The sequence below is a fragment of the Sphingomonas sp. FW306-05-A genome (assembly GCF_058782275.1).
Genome location: NZ_JBYSXN010000004.1, coordinates 60,223 through 77,766, shown reverse-complemented (window position 1 = coordinate 77,766; position 17,544 = coordinate 60,223). Strand labels below are relative to the sequence as shown.

The following is a 17,544-nucleotide window of genomic DNA, read 5'->3' as shown; positions in this document are numbered from 1 at the left end:
TCTAGAACGACGCTGTGCTCGCGTCTGCTTTCTTGAGAACGCCATCGATTCTGCCGATTGGCGCGATTATGTTTGCGGTAACATTATGTGAGAATCAAACGGTAAGTTCCACAATATGTGACAAAACTGCCACGAGGTGGAAACAATCGCGCAGCGGTTGACGCGACGTCGTTAATGGACGAGCACCCCTGCTGCAGCGCGCTTGTGACGCGCGCGTGGAGAGTAGCGATGCCGCTGACGGCGGGTAGAGATGTACGGGTTGTGGTGGTCGGCGGCGGCACCGCCGGTTGGATGACCGCGGCGGCCCTTGTGCGATTGTTGCCCGGTCATGCTTCGGTTCACCTGGTCGAATCCAAAACGATCGGCGTGGTCGGCGTCGGCGAAGCGACGCTCCCGCATATGCGCGCTTTCAACGAACGGCTCGGGATCGACGAAGCCGACTTCATGGCGCGCACGCGAGCGACCTTCAAACTCGGAATCGAGTTTCGCGACTGGGGCCGGATCGGCGACAGCTACATCCATCCGTTCGGCACTTTCGGGCGGGGGACCGGCACGGTCGACTTTCACCACTATTGGACACGGCTGCTGCGCGAGGGGAAAGCGTTGCCGGCGCTCGACAGCCTATCCTACGCCGGTGCGCTGGCGCGCGGCGGCAAGTTCGATCACCCGGCGACTGACGGCACGCTCGCGGGGACCTATGGCTATGCCTATCAATTCGATGCGCTGCTGTTCGCGCCTTATTTGCGCCAGATCGCACAAGAGTCCGGCGCTCGTCGGACCGAGGGGACCGTCGTCAGCGTAGACCGCGATGGCGAGAGCGGGGATATAAAGGCGATCGACCTCGACAGTGGCGAACGGATCGAGGGTGACCTGTTCGTCGATTGCTCGGGGTTCCGCTCGCTGCTCCTCGGGTCAGCGCTCGAGGAGCCGTTCGCCGACTGGTCGCACTGGCTGCCGACCGATCGCGCCGTCGCGATGCCGTGCCGGACCCGCACCGCGGTCACGCCGTATACCAGCGCGATCGCGATGCCCTCGGGCTGGCGCTGGCGCATCCCGCTGCAGCACCGCACGGGCAACGGCTATGTCTATGCGAGCGCGTTCGTGTCCGACGACGACGCCCGCCGCGCGCTGGGCACGGCGGTCGAGGGCGAAGCGCTTGCCGCGCCGCGCGTGCTGCGGTTCAAGGCCGGGCGGCGGCGGCGCAGCTGGGTTGGCAACTGCGTTGCGATCGGGCTGGCGAGCGGGTTCCTGGAGCCGCTTGAATCGACCAGCATCTACCTCGTCCAGCAGGCGATCACCGCACTAATCGAGCTGTTTCCCGAACGCCGCATCAGTGCAACCGATCGCGATGAGTTCAACCGCGTGATCGACCTCGAATATGACCGGATCCGCGATTTCCTGATCCTCCATTATCACGCTACCACCCGCAGCGATTCCCCCTTCTGGGACTATGTACGCACGATGCCGATCCCGGACACGCTGTCCGAGAAGCTCGACCTGTGGCGCACGCGCGCGAGGATCGTGAAATATCGCGAAGGGGTGTTTCTCGACCCGAGCTGGGTTGCGGTCTATCTCGGCCAGGGGATCGTGCCCGAGGGCTGGGATCCGCGCGTCGACACGGTTGCGACGGTCGCGTTGCTCGACAGCGTCGAGGCGCTGCGGGCCGAAATTGCAGGCGATGTCGCGTGCCGCCCGGATCACCGAAGCTTCATCGAGCGCTATTGCGCGATGCCGCAAGCCGCCTGATGCGCGGCGAGCGGCTCGAACGGATCGTGGTGGCGGGCGGCGGAATCACGGCCTGGTGCGCCGCCGCCGCGCTGAAACGCCACGCGCCGTCCCTCGACGTGACGATTCTCGCCTGTACGCCGTCGCCGGACGCACTAGCCGACCGGATCGCCTGTACCCTGCCCTCGCTGCTGGGGTTTCAAGAAGATCTAGGGATCGGCGTCGCCGACGGGATCGTAAGGACCGGCAGCGGCTATCGGCTGGGAACGCTGTTTGTGGGCTGGGCAGCCGGGTTGCCGGACTATGTCCACGCCTACGGCCGGTACGGCACTTCATTCGGACCGGCCGCCTTTTATCTCCACTGGGTGCGATCGGCACAGGACGGCACCGCGGCACCGTTCGACAGCCATTCGCCCGCCGCGGCGCTCGCGCGCGCCGGGCGGTTCGTCCCGCCAACCGCCACTTCGCCGTTCGCCGACCACGAATGCGGCTTGACGCTCGATCTGCCCCGCCACGCGGCGATGCTGCGTGCATTCGCACTGCATGTCGGCGTCCGCGAGATAGTGGGCGAGATCGCCGGGGTGACACTGGATGGCGACACAGCCATCGCAGCGATCAGGCTGGTCGACGGTTCCGCGCAGTCCGCCGACCTGTTCATCGACGCGACCGGGCCCGAAGCCCGGCTGCGCGGCTCGATCGACGCGGTGAGCGACGACTGGAGCGCGTGGCTCCCCTGCGACCGCGTACTGCTCGCCGAACCGGACGCGGAGCCGGCGGTGCTCACCACCGTCACCGCGCATCAGGCAGGCTGGCACTGGTCAAGCGGCGGACAGGCAGGCTTTGCCTATGCCGCAAACGCGATCAGCGACAGCAAGGCGGCGCGCGTACTGCGCAACGCCTCGGATGCAACACCCGGCGAACCGATCCGAATTCGTCCCGGCACGCGCCCGCAACCGTGGCTGGGCAATTGCCTCGCGATCGGCGATGCGGCGACCCAGATCGAGCCGCTCGAATGGTGTAACCTCCACCTCGCGCTGAGCGCGATCGACCGGCTGATAACGATGCTCCCGGGCCGTATCGCGACCCCGGTCGAGGTGGCCGAGTTCAATCGCCAGACGCGCGCCGAAGCCGAACGCGTCCGCGACTTTCTAGCGATGCATTACCGCATCGCACAGCGCGACAATCCACTGTGGCGCACACTCGCCGCGACCGCGCCCCCTGCCAGCCTCGCGCATACACTCGTGCAATTCGCCGAACGCGGGCGCCTTCCCTTTCATGAGGAAGAGACGTTCGCGCGCGACAGCTGGGCCGCGGTGCTGATCGGCCAGGGCTTCCTGCCGCGCCGTGTCGACCCGCTCGTGTCGACTATCCCCGCCGCTTCCGTACGCACGGCGATGGCCCGCCAGACCGCCGCGATCACCGCCGCCCTGCCTCATGTTCCCACCCACGTCGCCTATCGTGCGGCCCAGACGAGACATCTCACCCCATGAACGAGCATTCGATCCGACGCGTCGTCATCGTCGGCGGGGGCACCGCCGGCTGGATGGCCGCCTCCGCCTTCGCCCGCTTCCTCAACAACGGCTATACGCAGGTGACACTGGTCGAATCCGAGGAGATCGGCACGGTCGGCGTCGGCGAGGCGACGATCCCGCCGATCATCAATTTCAACCAGATGCTCGGGCTCGACGAGAATGCGTTCCTCGCCGCGACTGCGGGGACGTTCAAGCTCGGGATCGAATTCGTGAATTGGGGGGCGATCGGCGAGCGGTACTTCCACCCATTCGGCACCTATGGGCACGATTTGCAGGGGATCCATTTCCACCAGCTCTGGCTGCGCGAGAAGGCGCGACGCCCGATCGCGGACATCGCGGCCTGGTCGATGAGCGCGATGGCGGCGAAGCACGGCACCTTCGGCCGCGCGAACGAAGACGCCCGCTCGCCGGTGCGCGAGCTGTTCTACGCATTCCATTTCGATGCCTCGCTCTACGCCCGCCATCTGCGCGACTATGCCGAAAAGGCGGGGATCGTCCGGGTTGAGGGCAAGATCGCTACGGTCGCGCAGCGTCCGGACGACGGCTATGTCGAGGCGTTGACGCTCGAAGACGGGCGGCGGGTCGAGGGCGATCTGTTTATCGACTGCTCGGGCTTCCGCGGTCTGCTGATCGAGGAGACGCTTCACACCGGCTACGAAAGCTATGCGCACTGGCTTCCATGCGACCGCGCGGTCGCGGTGCCCTGCGCGCTGCCGCGGCCAGGCGAACCCGATCCGTTCACCCGCTCGACTGCGCATCAGGCGGGGTGGCAGTGGCGGATACCGTTGCAGCACCGGATGGGGAACGGCCTCGTCTATTGCAGCGACTATCTCGACGACGATGCAGCCGAAGCGCAATTGCTCGCCAGCCTCGAAGCGGAGCCGCTCGCCGACCCGCGCCGGTTGCGCTTCACCGCAGGGCGACGCCGCGCGTGCTGGAACCGCAACGTGGTTGCACTGGGCCTGTCGAGCGGGTTCATCGAACCACTTGAATCGACCAGCATCCATCTCGTTCAGGCGGCGATCCAGCGGCTGCTCGCGCTGTTCCCCGACAAGCGCTTCGACCCGATCGAGCGCGACGAATTCAACCGCCAGATGCACGATCTGTACGAGGACGTCCGCGACTTCATCATCCTCCATTACAAGGCCACGCGCCGCGACGATTCGCCTTTCTGGGACAAGGTGCGGACAATGAAGATTCCCGACAGCCTGCAACGCAAGATCGACCTGTTCGCGGGCAAGGGGCGGCTGTTCCGCGAGGGCTACGACCTGTTCACCAGCCCGAGCTGGGTCGCAGTCTGCCTCGGCCAGGGGATCGTCCCCAAGAGCTGGGAGCCCGCCGCTGATGCGCTCGACGAGCAGAAGGTCGCGGTCGCGCTCGAACAGATGCAGCGCGGCTATCTCGACACCGCGCAACGGCTGCCGACGCACGGCGATTTCTTGCGGCGGACCGCACCGTCGCCGCTTGCCGCGCCTGCCCCAGCGCCCACGCCGAAGGACGACGTGCCCTTCTTCTCTTTCACCGCGGAATCGCCCTTCGATGTCGGTGGCGGCGGATCGCCGCTGTGACGAAGGCATGACGAGCCTCGCCACCCCTGCCCCGATCGCGGAACTGCACGGCATCGACCGGGAGCGCTTCGATGCCGAGATCCGCACCACCGCCAAGCCGGTGGTGCTGCGCGGGCTTGCCGCCGACTGGCCCGCGGTCCGCACCGCGCGGGAGTCGGACGAGGCGCTGGTCGACTATCTTAAGACCTTCAGCCATGCCGAGCCGGTCGGCGCGATCGTCGGCGCGCCCGAGATCGAGGGGCGCTTCTTCTACAAACCCGGTCTCACTGCGCTCAACTTCACCCGCGGCCGCTCCCCGCTCGATCCGCTGCTCGACCGGCTGCTCCGCGATCGCGACGTGCAACGCCCTTATGCGATCGCGGTCCAGTCGATCCCGGCACCCGACCTGCTCCCCGGTTTCGCCGCGGCGCACGGCATCGATCTGGTCGATCCCACGGTCGTGCCGCGGTTGTGGCTCGGCAATGCGATCCGCGTCGCGACGCATTATGACCTGATGGAGAATATTGCGGTCGTCGTTGCAGGGCGTCGCCGGTTTACGCTGTTTCCGCCCGATCAGGTTGCCAACCTTTACATGGGCCCGTACGAGCTGACCCCGGCCGGAACGCCGGTCAGCATGGTCGACCCGGACGTGCCCGATCTCGACCTTTATCCGCGCTTCGCCGAGGCAATGGCGCATGCTTGCGAAGCGACGCTCGACCCGGGCGACGCACTCTACATTCCGTTCCACTGGTGGCATGCGGTGGCCTCGCTCGCGCCGGTCAACGTGCTGTGCAATTACTGGTGGGACCCTGCCCCGCCGGGGATGCCCAACCCGTATGACGCGTTGTTGCTCGGGCTCTTTGCGCTGCGCACACTGCCGGAAGACCAGCGCCGGGTATGGCGCACGATGTTCGATCATCTCGTGTTCCAGACCGGGGGAGACCCGGCGGCGCATCTGCCACCGCACGTTCGGGGTGCGCTGGGCGAGGTCGACCGCGACGAGCTTGAAAAGATGCGGGTGACCCTGATGGAGAGCCTTAGTCGCTCGTAACGCAGTCTTCCGCTGTTCGTCCTATGACCGCTGCAACATCCGGACTAGAAACTGGCGGATCTTCCCCGTCCGCTCCGCGCTTGCGGCCCCAAGGATGCTGCGCGCCGCCTCGGGCAGATGATCCGCCACCCGCGCCGCATTGGGCGCGAAGACGAGATGATCGTACCAGCTCCGCCACGCGGTCTTCTCCGCAACCGGCAAGTCGCGCACCGCCTCGATCGCATGCACCAGCGCGAGGAAGGCGGCGCTCGAGCGATGCTCCCACCAGTAATTAACCAGCACGTTGAGCCGGTCGAACGCGCGAACGTGATGCCACCAGATCGGCGGGATGAAGATCGCATCCCCCGGTTCGAGCTCGGCGACCGCGGCATGCGCGAGCGCGTCTGCAAAACGCGGATAGCGGATCAGGTCGGGCGCGTCGGGATCGACCATGCTCGACGGCGGTCCCGCCATCGTGTGGTCGAGCGGCCCGACATACAAATTGGCGAGCTGCTCGGGCGGAAACAGCGTGAACCGCCGCCGCCCCGTAACGACGCACGCGATGTTAATCGACGTGTCGTAATGCGTCGCGATCCGGGTGGCATTGCCGATCCACAACCGCGCCGGCGCATCGACCCCGAGCGCAAGTGGGTTCGCCGTCTCCCAGCCCGGCAGATGCTCCGGCGCGGCCGCGGCGTTGGCGTAGAGCGTGTGTGGCCGTTCGGTCGCGCTCTCCGAAAAGCGCAACAGCTCGGCGACCAACGCTCCGATCGGGACTGGCTGGCGATGGAAGGTGAACCCGGTCAAGGTATCATCGGCGTAAAAGAAGCGCCCCTCCGCCTCTGGCGGGGCAATCATGACGTCGAGCGGCTTCCCCCCCGGAGTTGCAAAACCCGCAAGATATTCCGCCATCGCCCGGTCGCCCCCGGCCCCCGCGGCGACCGAGTCCCAGTGCGCGATCTGGCCGCGCAGCACGACCGGTCGATAGGCCGTCACGACCTCCCGAGCGAAGGTCGCGGCATCGACGGCGTCGCGTTCGGCAACGCGGCGTTGGGTCGCGGGCGGGGGAAGAACCGACATCTTTCCAATAGTAGCGAAGTAGAAGGGTTCGTGACAGCACGCTGACGACCTGGGAACACAAAACGTGAGGAATTGGAAGCGCCTCCATCGATAACGCCGCGGGTTGACACGATCCCCAGGGTACGGTGGGATAACGGTAACACGATATGCCGACAGCGATCGCAACAGCGTGGCCGGGCAGATCCGCGGGGAGCTGGACGCATGATGCACGGGTGGAAAGTCTTGGCCGCCGGAATGACGGCGGTGGTCGTCGCGGAATGGGCCAGCGCCGCGCCGCTGGAAGGAGCGAAACGCCAAACTCCTGCGAAGCAGACGTTCCCGGCGCGCCCCCAGATCGCCCTTACCTTCGATGACCTGCCCGCGCACGGCCCGTTACCGAACGGAGGCGACCGGCTCGTCATCGCCCGAACGATCCTCGCCGCGCTCGCCGCGCATCATGCGCCCGCGTTCGGCTTCATGAACTCGAGCTTCGGCGCGGGTGACCCGAACTCCCCCAGAGTGCTGGCGGAATGGCGTTCGGCCGGGCTTCCGATCGGCAACCATACGGCGGGCCACATCAATCTCGACACGGTCGGGTCGACCGCCTTCCTCGCCGATGCACGCCGCAACGAACCCCCGCTTGCCGCGGTCGCGGGAAGCAGCGACTGGCACTGGTTCCGCTACCCCTTTCTCGCCGAGGGGCAGCACCCCCGCGCGCGAGACACCGTCCGCGCCGGGTTGCGCGCGCGCGGCTATCGGATCGCCGCGGTCACGATGAGCTTTGGCGACTACGCTTGGAACGACGCCTTCGCGCGCTGCACCGCACGGCACGATCCGACCGCAATTGTGGCGCTGGAGACGAGCTACCTCGCCGCCGCGCGCGCGCAGGCACAGCGCTCGCGCGACCTTGCCCGCGCCGCGCTTGGGCGGGACATTCCCTATGTCTTGCTGCTCCATCTCGGCGCGTTCGACGCGCGGATGATGCCGCGGCTGCTCGACCTCTATGCGCGGATGGGGTTCGGCTTCACCACCCTGCGCAAGGCGGAGGCCGATCCCTTTTACGAGGGATCGCGAAATCTGTCGCAGCCCGGGCCGACCGCGACGCTCGAAGCGACCGCGCATGCGAAGGGGCTGCCCATTCCCGACAATGCCCCCCTTCCATCCGCAACCGTTTGCGCGTGACACCGGCCTGAAGCAATACTGGTCCAGGAGTGACGAGATGACGACGATTTCCCGCAGCCTGAAGCTCGCCTTAGCGTGTTGCGCCGCACTGTTGCCGGTCGCGGGGAGCGCCGCCCCGGCTGGTGACGCCTTCGCCACCGCCGCGCGCCTGCACCGCGGCGTTAACGTGCTCGGCTACGATCCCGTGTGGAAGGACTCGGCACGCGCGCGGTTCCAGCCGCGCCATTTCGCGACCATCTGCAAGGGCGGGTTCGACTTCATCCGCCTCGTGCTCCAAGCGTTCGACCATATGGACGCCGCCTATCGGCTCGACCCCAAATGGCTCGCCACGCTCGACCGCGTCGTCAAGCAGGCGAGCAACGCCGGCCTTTCGGTGATTATCGACGAACATGATTTCAACAAATGCTCGGACGATCCCGACGCCTGTGCCCCGAAGCTCACGGCGTTCTGGCAACAGATCGGCGCTCGCTATCGCGCCGCGCCGAAGTCCGTTTTGTTCGAACTGTTGAACGAGCCGCACGGCAAGCTCGACGCGGATCGCTGGAACGCCTTGCTCGCGCAGATCCTGCCCGTCGTCCGCGCCAGCAACCCGCAGCGCACGCTCGTAATCGGGCCGACCAACTGGAACAGCCTAAGCAAGCTGGATTCCTTAAAGCTGCCGGCGAGCGACCGCAATATTTTGGTCACCTTTCATTATTACGAGCCGTTCCGCTTTACCCATCAGGGTGCGCCGTGGACCGACAATCGAGATCTCCACGGCATCCCACTGACCTTGGCCGACGAGCGACGTATTGGTGCGGACCTCGACACGGTCGCGGCCTGGAGCAAGGCCAACAAACGCCCGGTATTGCTCGGCGAATTTGGGGCCTTCGACAAGAGCGGTACGCCGATGGCGGACCGCGTGCGCTACACTGCCATCGTCCGGCGCGATGCCGAAGCCCATGCCTTTCCCTGGGCCTATTGGCAATTCGACGGCGATTTCATCGTCTACGACATTGATCACGACACTTGGGTCGAGCCGATTCGCCAAGCTCTAGCGGGGACACCGTGAGCGTGCGGCGCCTCGTTTCGGTTGCGCTGTTTCACGTCGGGGCGGTACCGACCCCGCCCGCAGCGATCCGTATCCTGGCGCGAACCGAGGGCTAAAGCCGCCTCGACACGTTAGCGGCCGCGCTTCCCGCATTTGCGGGGGGCTGACCTATAAGGAGACGTTCACCCCCCCAGCTTCGGACACTCATTCGGGTAGGCTTGTATGCCGCCATTGGGCCGGTTGTGGGCGCTGGTGCCCATAGCAGGGGGCGACCTTGTCGGTGCAGGCTATGTGCCTACGCGTTCAAATCCCGGAAGACGTGTCTGAAAACTCATGTTTCCGTATGACGTACGATGGCCTCACAAATTTCATGCGTTGAAAGAATAGCATCTGCATCGACCAGCCTTCGCTCCCGCGCCGCAAGCAGGAAGTCGTCGCACATCGCCGCAAAGCCGCGTTGCTGTCCCACCGAGATCCAGTCGCCTCGTCGATGTAAGCTTTGCGTCCCGCCCGTGTCGACGCGATCAGCGAGGTTCATCACTGTATGACGTGCCCCACCGCCAATGAGGTCCAGGCGTTCCTCGTCGAGCCCACTGTTACGATGCATCGTGCCTATGGCGGTAAACCCGTCGCCTGCCAGCGTGAGGATGATCGTGTGAAGCATGCCGTCTACGACATGGGTTTCGATGTTGCGTCGGCAGACCGGCCCTGGGGCCAGGAACAGCAGCGTATCGACAACGTGGATGAAGTCATCAAAGACGACCTTCCGCGGTTCGTTGGGTTGCCGGTAGCGGTGTTTTTCGAGGATAATGAGGTTCGCGTCGATGCCTCGCAGGGCGACATAGTCCGGCGCAAACCGTCGGTTGAAGCCGACCATGAGCGGAACGACACGTTCCGTGGCTAAGGTGACAAGCGCTTCGACGTCACTAAGATTATCAGCGAGCGGCTTGTCGACGAAGGTCGGGACGCCTCTCTCAATAAGGAGCCTGACGAGTTCACCGTGTGCCTGCGTGGACGCGTGGACAAAGGCGGCGTCGAACGACGTGGCGGAAAGCGCATCTGTAGCGCTGGTGTGCCGATGCACGATACGAAACGAGCGGCCGACCTCGTCGAGGACGTCCGCATCGCGCGTCGCCAGGTGAATGTCGAGATCAGCTCGCGTGGACAGAACCGGAAGATATGCTTTGCGAGCGACGTCGCCCAGCCCGATGAGAAGCACGCGCATATTCTATTCCTCGGTCCGGCACGATTGCCGCTTTTGCCGTGCAGCAATACCTTCGCGAACGCGCCCGCAATCAATCGTCGGGGACGACCCACATCAATACGGTCAATGCTCCTCGTATCCTCCCAGAAACAAACGCCTGTTCATTTGCTGGATACGACCGCCAAGCTCAATTATGGATCGTACGCACGTCAGCCATCGCTACGTCGTGCAACCGACGGTAGCGCGCCTCGATCAGGCCAAACACGCCAAAGCCGAACAGGCCGACGCCAACCACAATATCCGCTGGACTGGTCAGCCAAGATAGTGCCTGTGCCATACCGCCCGCTTGGCTCGCCTGGTCAGTCATTCCAGCCTTGAGCAGCAGATAGCTACAGATCATGAACACTATGCCGCGCGCGCCGTAACCGGCCCGACCGCTCCACTGTACCCAAGGCTGCGACGCAATTTGCGGGGCGAGATACTTGAGAAAGCTGCCCTTGATTGCCTTGACCAGCTGAATTACGCCCACGCCGAACACTGCGACTGCGCCGAGCATCACCAGCAGCGTGCCGCCGGGCAGATCGAGCGCGACTTGCGTGCCTGCCTGCGCGCCTTCACCCCTTGCGCCTAGTCCGCGGATCAGGTTTACGGCCTGCCAGGTAAGCAGCAAGTGGACGATCCCGCTGATCCCCGCACCGATCCGCTCGACGATTCCTTTGCGATCCGTACCGTGCCTTTCGATGTCGAACGCCGCGTCGGCCAGCCGCCAGAGGCCGTAGCCACAAAGCCCGACTGCCATGATCGACAGCAGCACGTGACCGGCCCCGTCGCCGACATATTCAAGCGCGCCGGCTGGGTCCTCCGCGCGACCGACCCGGATTATAAGGAAGGCGATTACTAGGTACAGGATCCCCCGCGTAGCAAACCCTATTCGCGTAAGTGTGGTGAGCCGTCCGCTGACGTTCATGAAAGTGGTCCCCCGACTGCCCTAACGGCCTGTCTTCCAATTACGTTCCCATCGCAAATAGCTAGGTATTGCGATGCTCACATCGCTATTCCGGCCGACCCCGATGTCGCAGCCGTGTTCGCTTGAGAGACCCTGGAACTGTCCACGCCGGGATGAACCAATGTCCGAAGCTACGAAGTGCGGCGACCGGCATAAGTATCCGGTTGTGGGCGAAACCACCCCGCAAATCGAGTCGGCTAAGACCCAGGGGCGGTCATTCGCAGTAGGTGCCAGCGCCTCTTAACCGGGCGCATCTATTTGCCGTTTCGGTTCGCAAGCAACATAATCGAGTGCTACGAGGCTGTTAGAGTTAAAGTATCGAACGAGGTGCCGGCGTGAAGGTACGAGAACCAACTATCGAACGATCATGACCGTGTTTGAGCATACGCGAGATTCCTCGCCTGATGCGGAATTTGAACGTCGCCGCCAGCGGGCCGTGGACGCTGTCAGACGTACGACCGCCGAGCGCGAAAGCACATTACAAGGCATAGTCGAGCGCGCGACGACGTATGCCGATGCGCCTATCGGAGCAATTTCGATAATCGATCGAGATCGTCAGTGGATCGCTGCTCGCGTTGGCATAGGCGCTACGGAAACTCTTCGTTCGGCATCAATTTGCGCGCAGGCCATTCTCCGTCCTGGAGAACCTCTTATTATTTTCGACACGACGCAAGACGAACGCTGGTCATCCTTACCGATGATCGCAGGCTCACCGTACGTTCGTTTCTATGCCGGGATCCCTCTTGTGAACCGGTCAGGCTACGCTCTGGGAGCGCTATGCGTGGTGGATTTAGCACCCAGGGCTGTAGCCCCAAACGTAGCTGAGCTCGGCAGGTTTGCGCGCGAGGCAGAACGCGTACTGACCGACTAACAGTCTGACCATCGAGCTGCCGTTTTCATGGCTGGCATGCCCCGCCGCAGCTCGAAACCGTTTATCTTTTCGATGAGTCTAACCAAGTAAATTGGTTCCGAGCTACGTTGCCTTCGCCGAAATGTACTTCGTACCCTTTGCCGGCCTCTAGGCAGCGGACCTGAGCCTCGGCGGAAGTTTTATAAACGCCTAAAAGGTGCCAGGGTAAAATTCTTACCACGCCCCACCCTGTTTGGTTGTCTTCCATACGTCTCCGCAACAGTAAAACTGGTGCAAGCTCAGCGAGATGGTATCCATCTTTCATCACGCGCTAATCACCTTGAAGGTACCGCCCGAGCAAGTCTCATGCCAATGCGAGATTTGCGGAGAGACTAACGACGACAGCTGCATCCGTTGTAAGCCGCAGCGACGCCTAACATTCTCGATAGCCACCGGTAGAGGGTATTGGCAATTTCCACGGCAGTCAGGGTGCAAGACCAGAGCGCCAGTCGGCGCGCTAGCAAGCACGCGCTATGCAAGGCGTACAATCCGACTGTGTCCAGAGACCTTCACAGCCTGCGCGACACCGGAACCATAATGCCGCGCAACTGGTCCGACTTGGTTCCGAGCGTCGCGAGCAGCACCTGCCTAGGTCGCGCCGCACTTCGTATCGACACGATAGACTAACTGCTGCAGGCTACTACGATGTGTAACCGAGCCCGTAACAGCTATGAGCCCGAGGCGCTTCACGCGCACTTTGGTACCATATTCTCCGTCAATCGACCGACGGACAATCGCTTTAATCCAAGCGAACTCATGCCGCGCAGCCGAGCGTACGTGGTCCGGGAGACGGATCGCGGTCGATACCTGGACGTGATGAGTTGGGACGTTCTGGGCGGCGGTGCAGCTTGGCCGATGACAAACGTGCGCAACCTGGGCCTACCGCAATGGCGAGCTCTGGCTGCCAAGCCGGAAAACCGCTGTTTAGTGCCACTGAGCGAGTTCTGCGAATGGACTGCCGAGGCGCATGACCTGGGTGACGGAAAGAAGCCTCTTAAGGGAGAGATGTGGTTTCAGGTGACCGACCAACCACTGTTCGCCGTCGCCGGCCTTTGGCAGCCAGCCGCAGAGGGCAATGGCTTCACGATGGTGACGTGTAACCCAAACAATCTGGTCGCACCGATCCATCCGAAAGCGATGATAACCGTCTTGAGACCGGCAGACTACGATCGTTGGTTGCGCGGCAGCTACGACGATGTCGTCGCCCTGCAGCAGCCCTATGCAGCCGCACGTATGACTGTTCGCGGGCCGGTATACCCAACGCGCCGTGCGAAGGTCTAAGTTCGGCGCCTAGAAAGCGCCCCTTTCCCCACGATAACAAAATTGCGCCAGACCTAGAAACTGAATTGAAGGATATAATGAGATGGCGTTCAAAACGAACCGCGAAAATGCAGACATAGCTCAGGCGGCAGCGACCTCAGCGACGTTGGAAAACGTCCGTATTCGGGAGCAACGGTCGGCCGACGCATATGCCGCGCTGGCCACGCGGGATGAACGTCTTGCGGCTAAGGCAGCTGCCCTCCGACCCTCGGGCGAGATCGACGATAACAGCGATACCGTATAATTGCGGGCTGCTGCCAATGTGGGTTCGCAGCAGCCCTAGCCGACCAAAACGTCATTGGGGGGGCTCTTTGGTCGGTTGATTATAACCTGGGGCTAGTTTTTATAATTGCAACCATACTGGTGGGTCCCGGCGAGGTTCGCTTTCGGACCGTAAGCAGCGCTACCTAGTCCCTAAATTCCTTCCGCAAGTTTCACACTCGGTCTGGAGCATTGGTGTGACCTTTAAGCAGTGCCGGCAATGCCCGCCTATTTTAAGCGGGGAAGTCGCCTTTGCACCAGTAGTACGTACCCCGGTCCATTTAATAAGCTTAGAAACGAAGGTTGCTAACACGGCGTATGCCCTTTTTACCGATTTAGGATGTTTCGTTTCGCGTCGTGTTTGAAACCGATCCATTCCTCGGTGCTCAAGAGTGTGCGTTAACAGCCGTACGGTAAACAAACCGATAGCGTATGGATCTCCTAGTTCGTCACGATTGGGCCGTATGGTACCCCCCGTCGGGTGTGGCGCCGACAACAAAGTTCATGGCACGATACTTGGTTAGCCAACTGCAAGCCACCACATCGTAGAGATCGCGTTTGCTACCCCTGTTCCCATGGTCATTTCGCCACCCGTAATACGCGTGCCTATGGTTTGTGGGGAGGTTGCGACGGGACGGCTTCAGTAGCCGGTTCGGCAGGCAATTTGGAACGCGTACCAGATTTCCGTCCAAGACCAGTTTTTAGGGCCATCGCTCGACGCACCTCACTGTAGCTTTCAGACACTATGGGGTAATCGAGCTTCAAGCCGTAACGCGCGCGATATTGCTCTGGCGTGAAACCGTTGTTTGCTAAATGGCGTCGAAGCGTCTTGTAGGGCTTACCGTCGAGCAAACTGATGATGTGATCGCGGCTTGCCAACGACTTTCGAACTGACACCGCAGGCGTATAAATTTCGGTCGCCCCGGAGGCTCCATTGTCTCCAGTGGCCTCCAACCTAGCGACAGAATCGTACGTTGAGCGGAGGATCGCAGAAACGTCTCGAACCGTTGCTTGGTTATTTTGATTGCTAAGCCACGCAATAGTAATCTCAGCCGCAAGTTCGACAGCAGTCGTTTTAATGGTCATTGCTTTTTTCCGTGCGTTAATCCGAATTACAATCGGCCAACACCTCTTATACAAAACTGCAGTCGCAACAATGCTGGGGCAGATCAGGCAGGGTCCTTCTCGAGCAACTGCGCCGACGTCAACCGTTGGCCACCTGCGTCAGGCTCGTTGTTGCGTCACGAGCGTTCCAGAACACTAGAAACCGAATTGGTATCAAACCTGTCCTGCGGCCCTACAGATAACCCCCGGTACCAGCCTTTGTCTGCCTATCTGACGCCAAAGGCATCGAATGCCTGCTGACGGTGAGCGTTGCGATTAGGCAAATCCAGCCAGTTTCTCAGCGTCATCCTCTGGCAGGTCGTGATTAGCTGCCCCGTCGGGCAAGAGAACGCCCGGCTCCGTTGACATGTCGCCAGCGTCAGGCTCGTTACCTGGGATACGGTTCAAGCTCATCGATCATTCCTTTCACTAATTCGGTTACGTACGAACGCGTAGAAACATGTTGGCAACTGGGGTTAGCAACCGACCTGACCACGACGCCCACTGCCCTCGATCGAGCGTCTCGCTCGGGCTGCGGGCGTCTTCGTCCTTCTGATGCTGGGTGGAAATATTCGGTGCCGGCTGCGTCTCGCTGCCCGAGCTGTCAGCCATGCCCTTCTTACCCGGTTCGGTGGAAAGGTTAAGGCTGGATTGCGTCCGTGTGCTCGTCGTTCGCCATAATCGCTCTCCTTAGCGTTAGGACGACTTCGGTAGCGGTGGCGTTCCGTTTAATGCCGGTAAGCCCAGTGTGGCGTCAAGTTTTCGAGTCAGCGACGAGCTTTCGCAGTTCTTTCCCTGGTGTGAAATGGAGCGCTCGCCTGGCATCGACCTCTACCAGTTCACCGCTCCGCGGGTTGCGGCCAGTATGAGCAGCGCGGTCACGAGTGCTAAACGATCCGAAGCCCCGGATTTCTACGCGACCGCCCTTAACTAAATGCTCCGTGATCCCTTCGAAGAAGGCGTTCAAAATGATTTCAGACTCTCGAGTGGAAAGCTCGGGGTGCTGGGCGGCCAGTAACGCTATGAGTTGAGCACGAACCACATGATTTCCTCGATGTGCAGCGCGCAATTTGGTCAGCGAGCGCCGATAGGTTACTGCAAAAGTGAATACGGATCGAGCTTTTAAAATCCCGCGCCTGCTCCGAACATCGGCGGCAGGCGCAATCCCTCTCGCCGTCTGTGCGCACTGGTTGATGCAGCGTCCCACGACACTTACGTCGAGCCGTTCGTAGAGGGGTGTTGCTGAAGCGAACGCGCCGCATCACAGCTGCCACCCATCCTTCTTTTCAACGGTCGTAATTGCCTCCATCACCTGCCTCGCGTGGTCTCAGTAGTTCATCCACATCGACCGCCCCTTGTCTTGCGTATCTTCGTCGTATCCGTCCAAGCGGCATAGAGTCCGAGCGACTGCTTCAATGTTGGTCGTTCGGTAGGTACGCGGTTGGGTTATCGCAGACGCTGGAGCGCGGATTGGACTACCCCAACAAGCAACCGCTTCAACCGCGGGACAGTGATGCAGCACCTTCCGGCGCCGAGCTGATGTACCTCTATGGCTTAACGGTGACCCACCGGACGTACAGAGGTTTAGACGCTAATACCGAAAGCCGACGCCTGTTCATTGGAATGCAGCTCAGTATTGGCTGCCGGACGATGGCGTCCACAGTGACAGCAAGGCTGGAAGTACCATGGGTACGGAGGACTGATGGTATAGTGCCATCACGTCCGGTACGGAGTTACGAGGAGAAACGAGGAAACCTATCCTCAAGCGAATGTCGGCCGCCGGACGTTCCGGTCCGGTGGTACAGCGCTGACGATCGCCGGCACAGGACACGTCGACTAGATCCTGATGCCGCATCGTTGGCGGATCCGGAACGTCGACATGGCGGGGAGCTCGGGGTCTATGCATTCGACCTGCAGACCGGGCCGATGAGCAGTTCAAGCTGATGAGCACCTTCAGGGGATTACTGTCGGCCCTCGTGCTGTCCAACGTTTCAAAAGCAAGAGATAGCTTGAGCGCTCCGGTGCGTTACGGGCGATCTCATGGCTGCGTCACCGGTTACGCAGGCCAACGTCGCCCGAGAGTCGATGACCGTGCGCAAGATGTATGAGGCGATCATGTACCGCAACAACAATGCGGCAGCCAATCTGTTGATGCGCCGCTCCGGCGGTCCGGCCAGTCTTCCTACTCTTCTGCGCAGCATCGGCGACCGGGTCACGCGCATCGACGATTATGAGGGGGCACGTAACAGAACGCCCCCTTCCCGCATCCTCATGCAACGAAGGGAGATTAGCCGTCCCCGACGCCGATCGGCGACAACGGGCTGGAGTTGGACTCGATGGAGCAGCTAGGTGCGCTAGGAGCGCTAGCAGAGGCGTTCGACCTCGACGACAGCCTGTTGAGCAATGATCCGCCGCAGACGGTAGGTGCCAGGGTTGATTGGGTCATGCACGCGCACGCAGAAGGCAATGGCCGAATGATGCTAGCCACCTTTGGATCGACCCGCATCCCGCGTCCGTGTGCACGACGTTGCAGACTTGCAATATAAAGCCGCATTCCTGGCGACGCAGTTCAGTGGAAGACGCCGGGTGGTTGCGATGGTATCTGCACATCATCTGTAAGTGATGATCTGGGCC

15 protein-coding genes are annotated in these 17,544 nt (G+C 62.2%); 10 read left to right on the top strand and 5 right to left on the bottom strand.

What is annotated here, in order from left to right:
• The first annotated feature begins 228 nt into the window (after nt 1-228).
• The 4 genes from AC3WJR_RS18270 to AC3WJR_RS18255 are packed head-to-tail and all read left to right on the top strand — an operon-like array spanning nt 229 to nt 5,855.
• On the top strand, nt 229-1,746 hold the full coding sequence (locus AC3WJR_RS18270; protein WP_492726821.1) for a tryptophan halogenase family protein: 1,518 nt from the start codon (nt 229-231) through the stop codon (nt 1,744-1,746).
• Entirely contained in the window at nt 1,722-3,215 is a 1,494-nt protein-coding gene (locus AC3WJR_RS18265) for a tryptophan 7-halogenase (RefSeq protein ID WP_492726819.1), read from the top strand. The genes AC3WJR_RS18270 and AC3WJR_RS18265 overlap by 25 nt, the downstream gene beginning before the upstream one ends.
• Entirely contained in the window at nt 3,212-4,825 is a 1,614-nt protein-coding gene (locus AC3WJR_RS18260) for a tryptophan halogenase family protein (protein ID WP_492726817.1), read from the top strand. Before AC3WJR_RS18265 ends, AC3WJR_RS18260 begins: the two co-directional genes overlap by 4 nt.
• The gene (locus AC3WJR_RS18255; protein ID WP_492726815.1) at nt 4,797-5,855 is read left to right on the top strand and encodes a cupin-like domain-containing protein; all 1,059 of its coding nucleotides are present in this window, start codon (nt 4,797-4,799) and stop codon (nt 5,853-5,855) included. The genes AC3WJR_RS18260 and AC3WJR_RS18255 overlap by 29 nt, the downstream gene beginning before the upstream one ends.
• 21 nt (nt 5,856-5,876) lie before the next feature.
• Here the strand turns inward: AC3WJR_RS18255 and AC3WJR_RS18250 are convergent, their stop codons facing one another.
• Complete coding sequence (locus AC3WJR_RS18250) at nt 5,877-6,914, bottom strand: cupin-like domain-containing protein (RefSeq protein ID WP_492726813.1); 1,038 nt, start codon at nt 6,912-6,914, stop codon at nt 5,877-5,879.
• 201 nt (nt 6,915-7,115) lie between these two features.
• On the opposite strand from AC3WJR_RS18250, the gene AC3WJR_RS18245 reads away from it, so the two are divergent.
• Together AC3WJR_RS18245 and AC3WJR_RS18240 are read left to right on the top strand one after the other, a co-directional pair.
• Complete coding sequence (locus AC3WJR_RS18245) at nt 7,116-8,075, top strand: polysaccharide deacetylase family protein (RefSeq protein ID WP_492726811.1); 960 nt, start codon at nt 7,116-7,118, stop codon at nt 8,073-8,075.
• 37 nt (nt 8,076-8,112) lie between these two features.
• Nucleotides 8,113-9,126 carry a glycoside hydrolase family 5 protein gene (locus AC3WJR_RS18240; protein ID WP_492726809.1) on the top strand — a complete coding sequence of 338 codons (1,014 nt, stop codon included), beginning with the start codon at nt 8,113-8,115 and terminating at the stop codon, nt 9,124-9,126.
• 310 nt (nt 9,127-9,436) lie between these two features.
• On the opposite strand, the gene AC3WJR_RS18235 is transcribed toward AC3WJR_RS18240, so the two are convergent.
• Nucleotides 9,437-10,330: a Gfo/Idh/MocA family protein gene (locus tag AC3WJR_RS18235; RefSeq protein WP_492726807.1), complete on the bottom strand. Its 894-nt coding sequence runs from the start codon at nt 10,328-10,330 to the stop codon at nt 9,437-9,439.
• Between the two features lie 166 nt (nt 10,331-10,496).
• Nucleotides 10,497-11,276, bottom strand: coding sequence for a DUF1206 domain-containing protein (locus AC3WJR_RS18230; RefSeq protein ID WP_492726805.1), 780 nt, complete (start codon nt 11,274-11,276; stop codon nt 10,497-10,499).
• A 406-nt stretch (nt 11,277-11,682) separates the two neighbouring features.
• On the opposite strand from AC3WJR_RS18230, the gene AC3WJR_RS18225 reads away from it, so the two are divergent.
• The 3 genes from AC3WJR_RS18225 (at nt 11,683) to AC3WJR_RS18215 (ending at nt 13,789) form a co-directional block, all read left to right on the top strand.
• Nucleotides 11,683-12,186 carry a GAF domain-containing protein gene (locus AC3WJR_RS18225; protein ID WP_492726803.1) on the top strand — a complete coding sequence of 168 codons (504 nt, stop codon included), beginning with the start codon at nt 11,683-11,685 and terminating at the stop codon, nt 12,184-12,186.
• Nucleotides 12,187-12,870: 684 nt separating this feature from the next.
• On the top strand, nt 12,871-13,506 hold the full coding sequence (locus AC3WJR_RS18220) for an SOS response-associated peptidase family protein (RefSeq protein WP_492726801.1): 636 nt from the start codon (nt 12,871-12,873) through the stop codon (nt 13,504-13,506).
• 82 nt (nt 13,507-13,588) lie between these two features.
• Nucleotides 13,589-13,789, top strand: coding sequence for a hypothetical protein (locus AC3WJR_RS18215; RefSeq protein WP_492726799.1), 201 nt, complete (start codon nt 13,589-13,591; stop codon nt 13,787-13,789).
• Between the two features lie 623 nt (nt 13,790-14,412).
• On the opposite strand, the gene AC3WJR_RS18210 is transcribed toward AC3WJR_RS18215, so the two are convergent.
• Together AC3WJR_RS18210 and AC3WJR_RS18205 are read right to left on the bottom strand one after the other, a co-directional pair.
• Entirely contained in the window at nt 14,413-14,892 is a 480-nt protein-coding gene (locus AC3WJR_RS18210) for a Ros/MucR family transcriptional regulator (protein WP_492726797.1), read from the bottom strand.
• 772 nt (nt 14,893-15,664) lie between these two features.
• Complete coding sequence (locus AC3WJR_RS18205; RefSeq protein ID WP_492726795.1) at nt 15,665-15,952, bottom strand: HU family DNA-binding protein; 288 nt, start codon at nt 15,950-15,952, stop codon at nt 15,665-15,667.
• 1,043 nt (nt 15,953-16,995) lie between these two features.
• On the opposite strand from AC3WJR_RS18205, the gene AC3WJR_RS18200 reads away from it, so the two are divergent.
• The gene (locus AC3WJR_RS18200) at nt 16,996-17,259 is read left to right on the top strand and encodes a hypothetical protein (protein ID WP_492726793.1); all 264 of its coding nucleotides are present in this window, start codon (nt 16,996-16,998) and stop codon (nt 17,257-17,259) included.
• Nucleotides 17,260-17,544 lie beyond the last annotated feature (285 nt).

Bases quoted from the DNA above. Each gene is read 5' to 3' on its own strand.
- AC3WJR_RS18270 (WP_492726821.1), top strand. From the start codon at position 229: ATGCCGCTGACGGCGGGTAGAGATGTACGGGTTGTGGTGGTCGGCGGC.
- AC3WJR_RS18260 (WP_492726817.1), top strand. From the start codon at position 3,212: ATGAACGAGCATTCGATCCGACGCGTCGTCATCGTCGGCGGGGGCACC.
- AC3WJR_RS18255 (WP_492726815.1), top strand. From the start codon at position 4,797: ATGTCGGTGGCGGCGGATCGCCGCTGTGACGAAGGCATGACGAGCCTC.
- AC3WJR_RS18250 (WP_492726813.1), bottom strand. From the start codon at position 6,914: ATGTCGGTTCTTCCCCCGCCCGCGACCCAACGCCGCGTTGCCGAACGC.
- AC3WJR_RS18245 (WP_492726811.1), top strand. From the start codon at position 7,116: ATGATGCACGGGTGGAAAGTCTTGGCCGCCGGAATGACGGCGGTGGTC.
- AC3WJR_RS18240 (WP_492726809.1), top strand. From the start codon at position 8,113: ATGACGACGATTTCCCGCAGCCTGAAGCTCGCCTTAGCGTGTTGCGCC.
- AC3WJR_RS18235 (WP_492726807.1), bottom strand. From the start codon at position 10,330: ATGCGCGTGCTTCTCATCGGGCTGGGCGACGTCGCTCGCAAAGCATAT.
- AC3WJR_RS18230 (WP_492726805.1), bottom strand. From the start codon at position 11,276: ATGAACGTCAGCGGACGGCTCACCACACTTACGCGAATAGGGTTTGCT.
- AC3WJR_RS18225 (WP_492726803.1), top strand. From the start codon at position 11,683: ATGACCGTGTTTGAGCATACGCGAGATTCCTCGCCTGATGCGGAATTT.
- AC3WJR_RS18220 (WP_492726801.1), top strand. From the start codon at position 12,871: ATGTGTAACCGAGCCCGTAACAGCTATGAGCCCGAGGCGCTTCACGCG.
- AC3WJR_RS18215 (WP_492726799.1), top strand. From the start codon at position 13,589: ATGGCGTTCAAAACGAACCGCGAAAATGCAGACATAGCTCAGGCGGCA.
- AC3WJR_RS18210 (WP_492726797.1), bottom strand. From the start codon at position 14,892: ATGACCATTAAAACGACTGCTGTCGAACTTGCGGCTGAGATTACTATT.
- AC3WJR_RS18200 (WP_492726793.1), top strand. From the start codon at position 16,996: ATGACCGTGCGCAAGATGTATGAGGCGATCATGTACCGCAACAACAAT.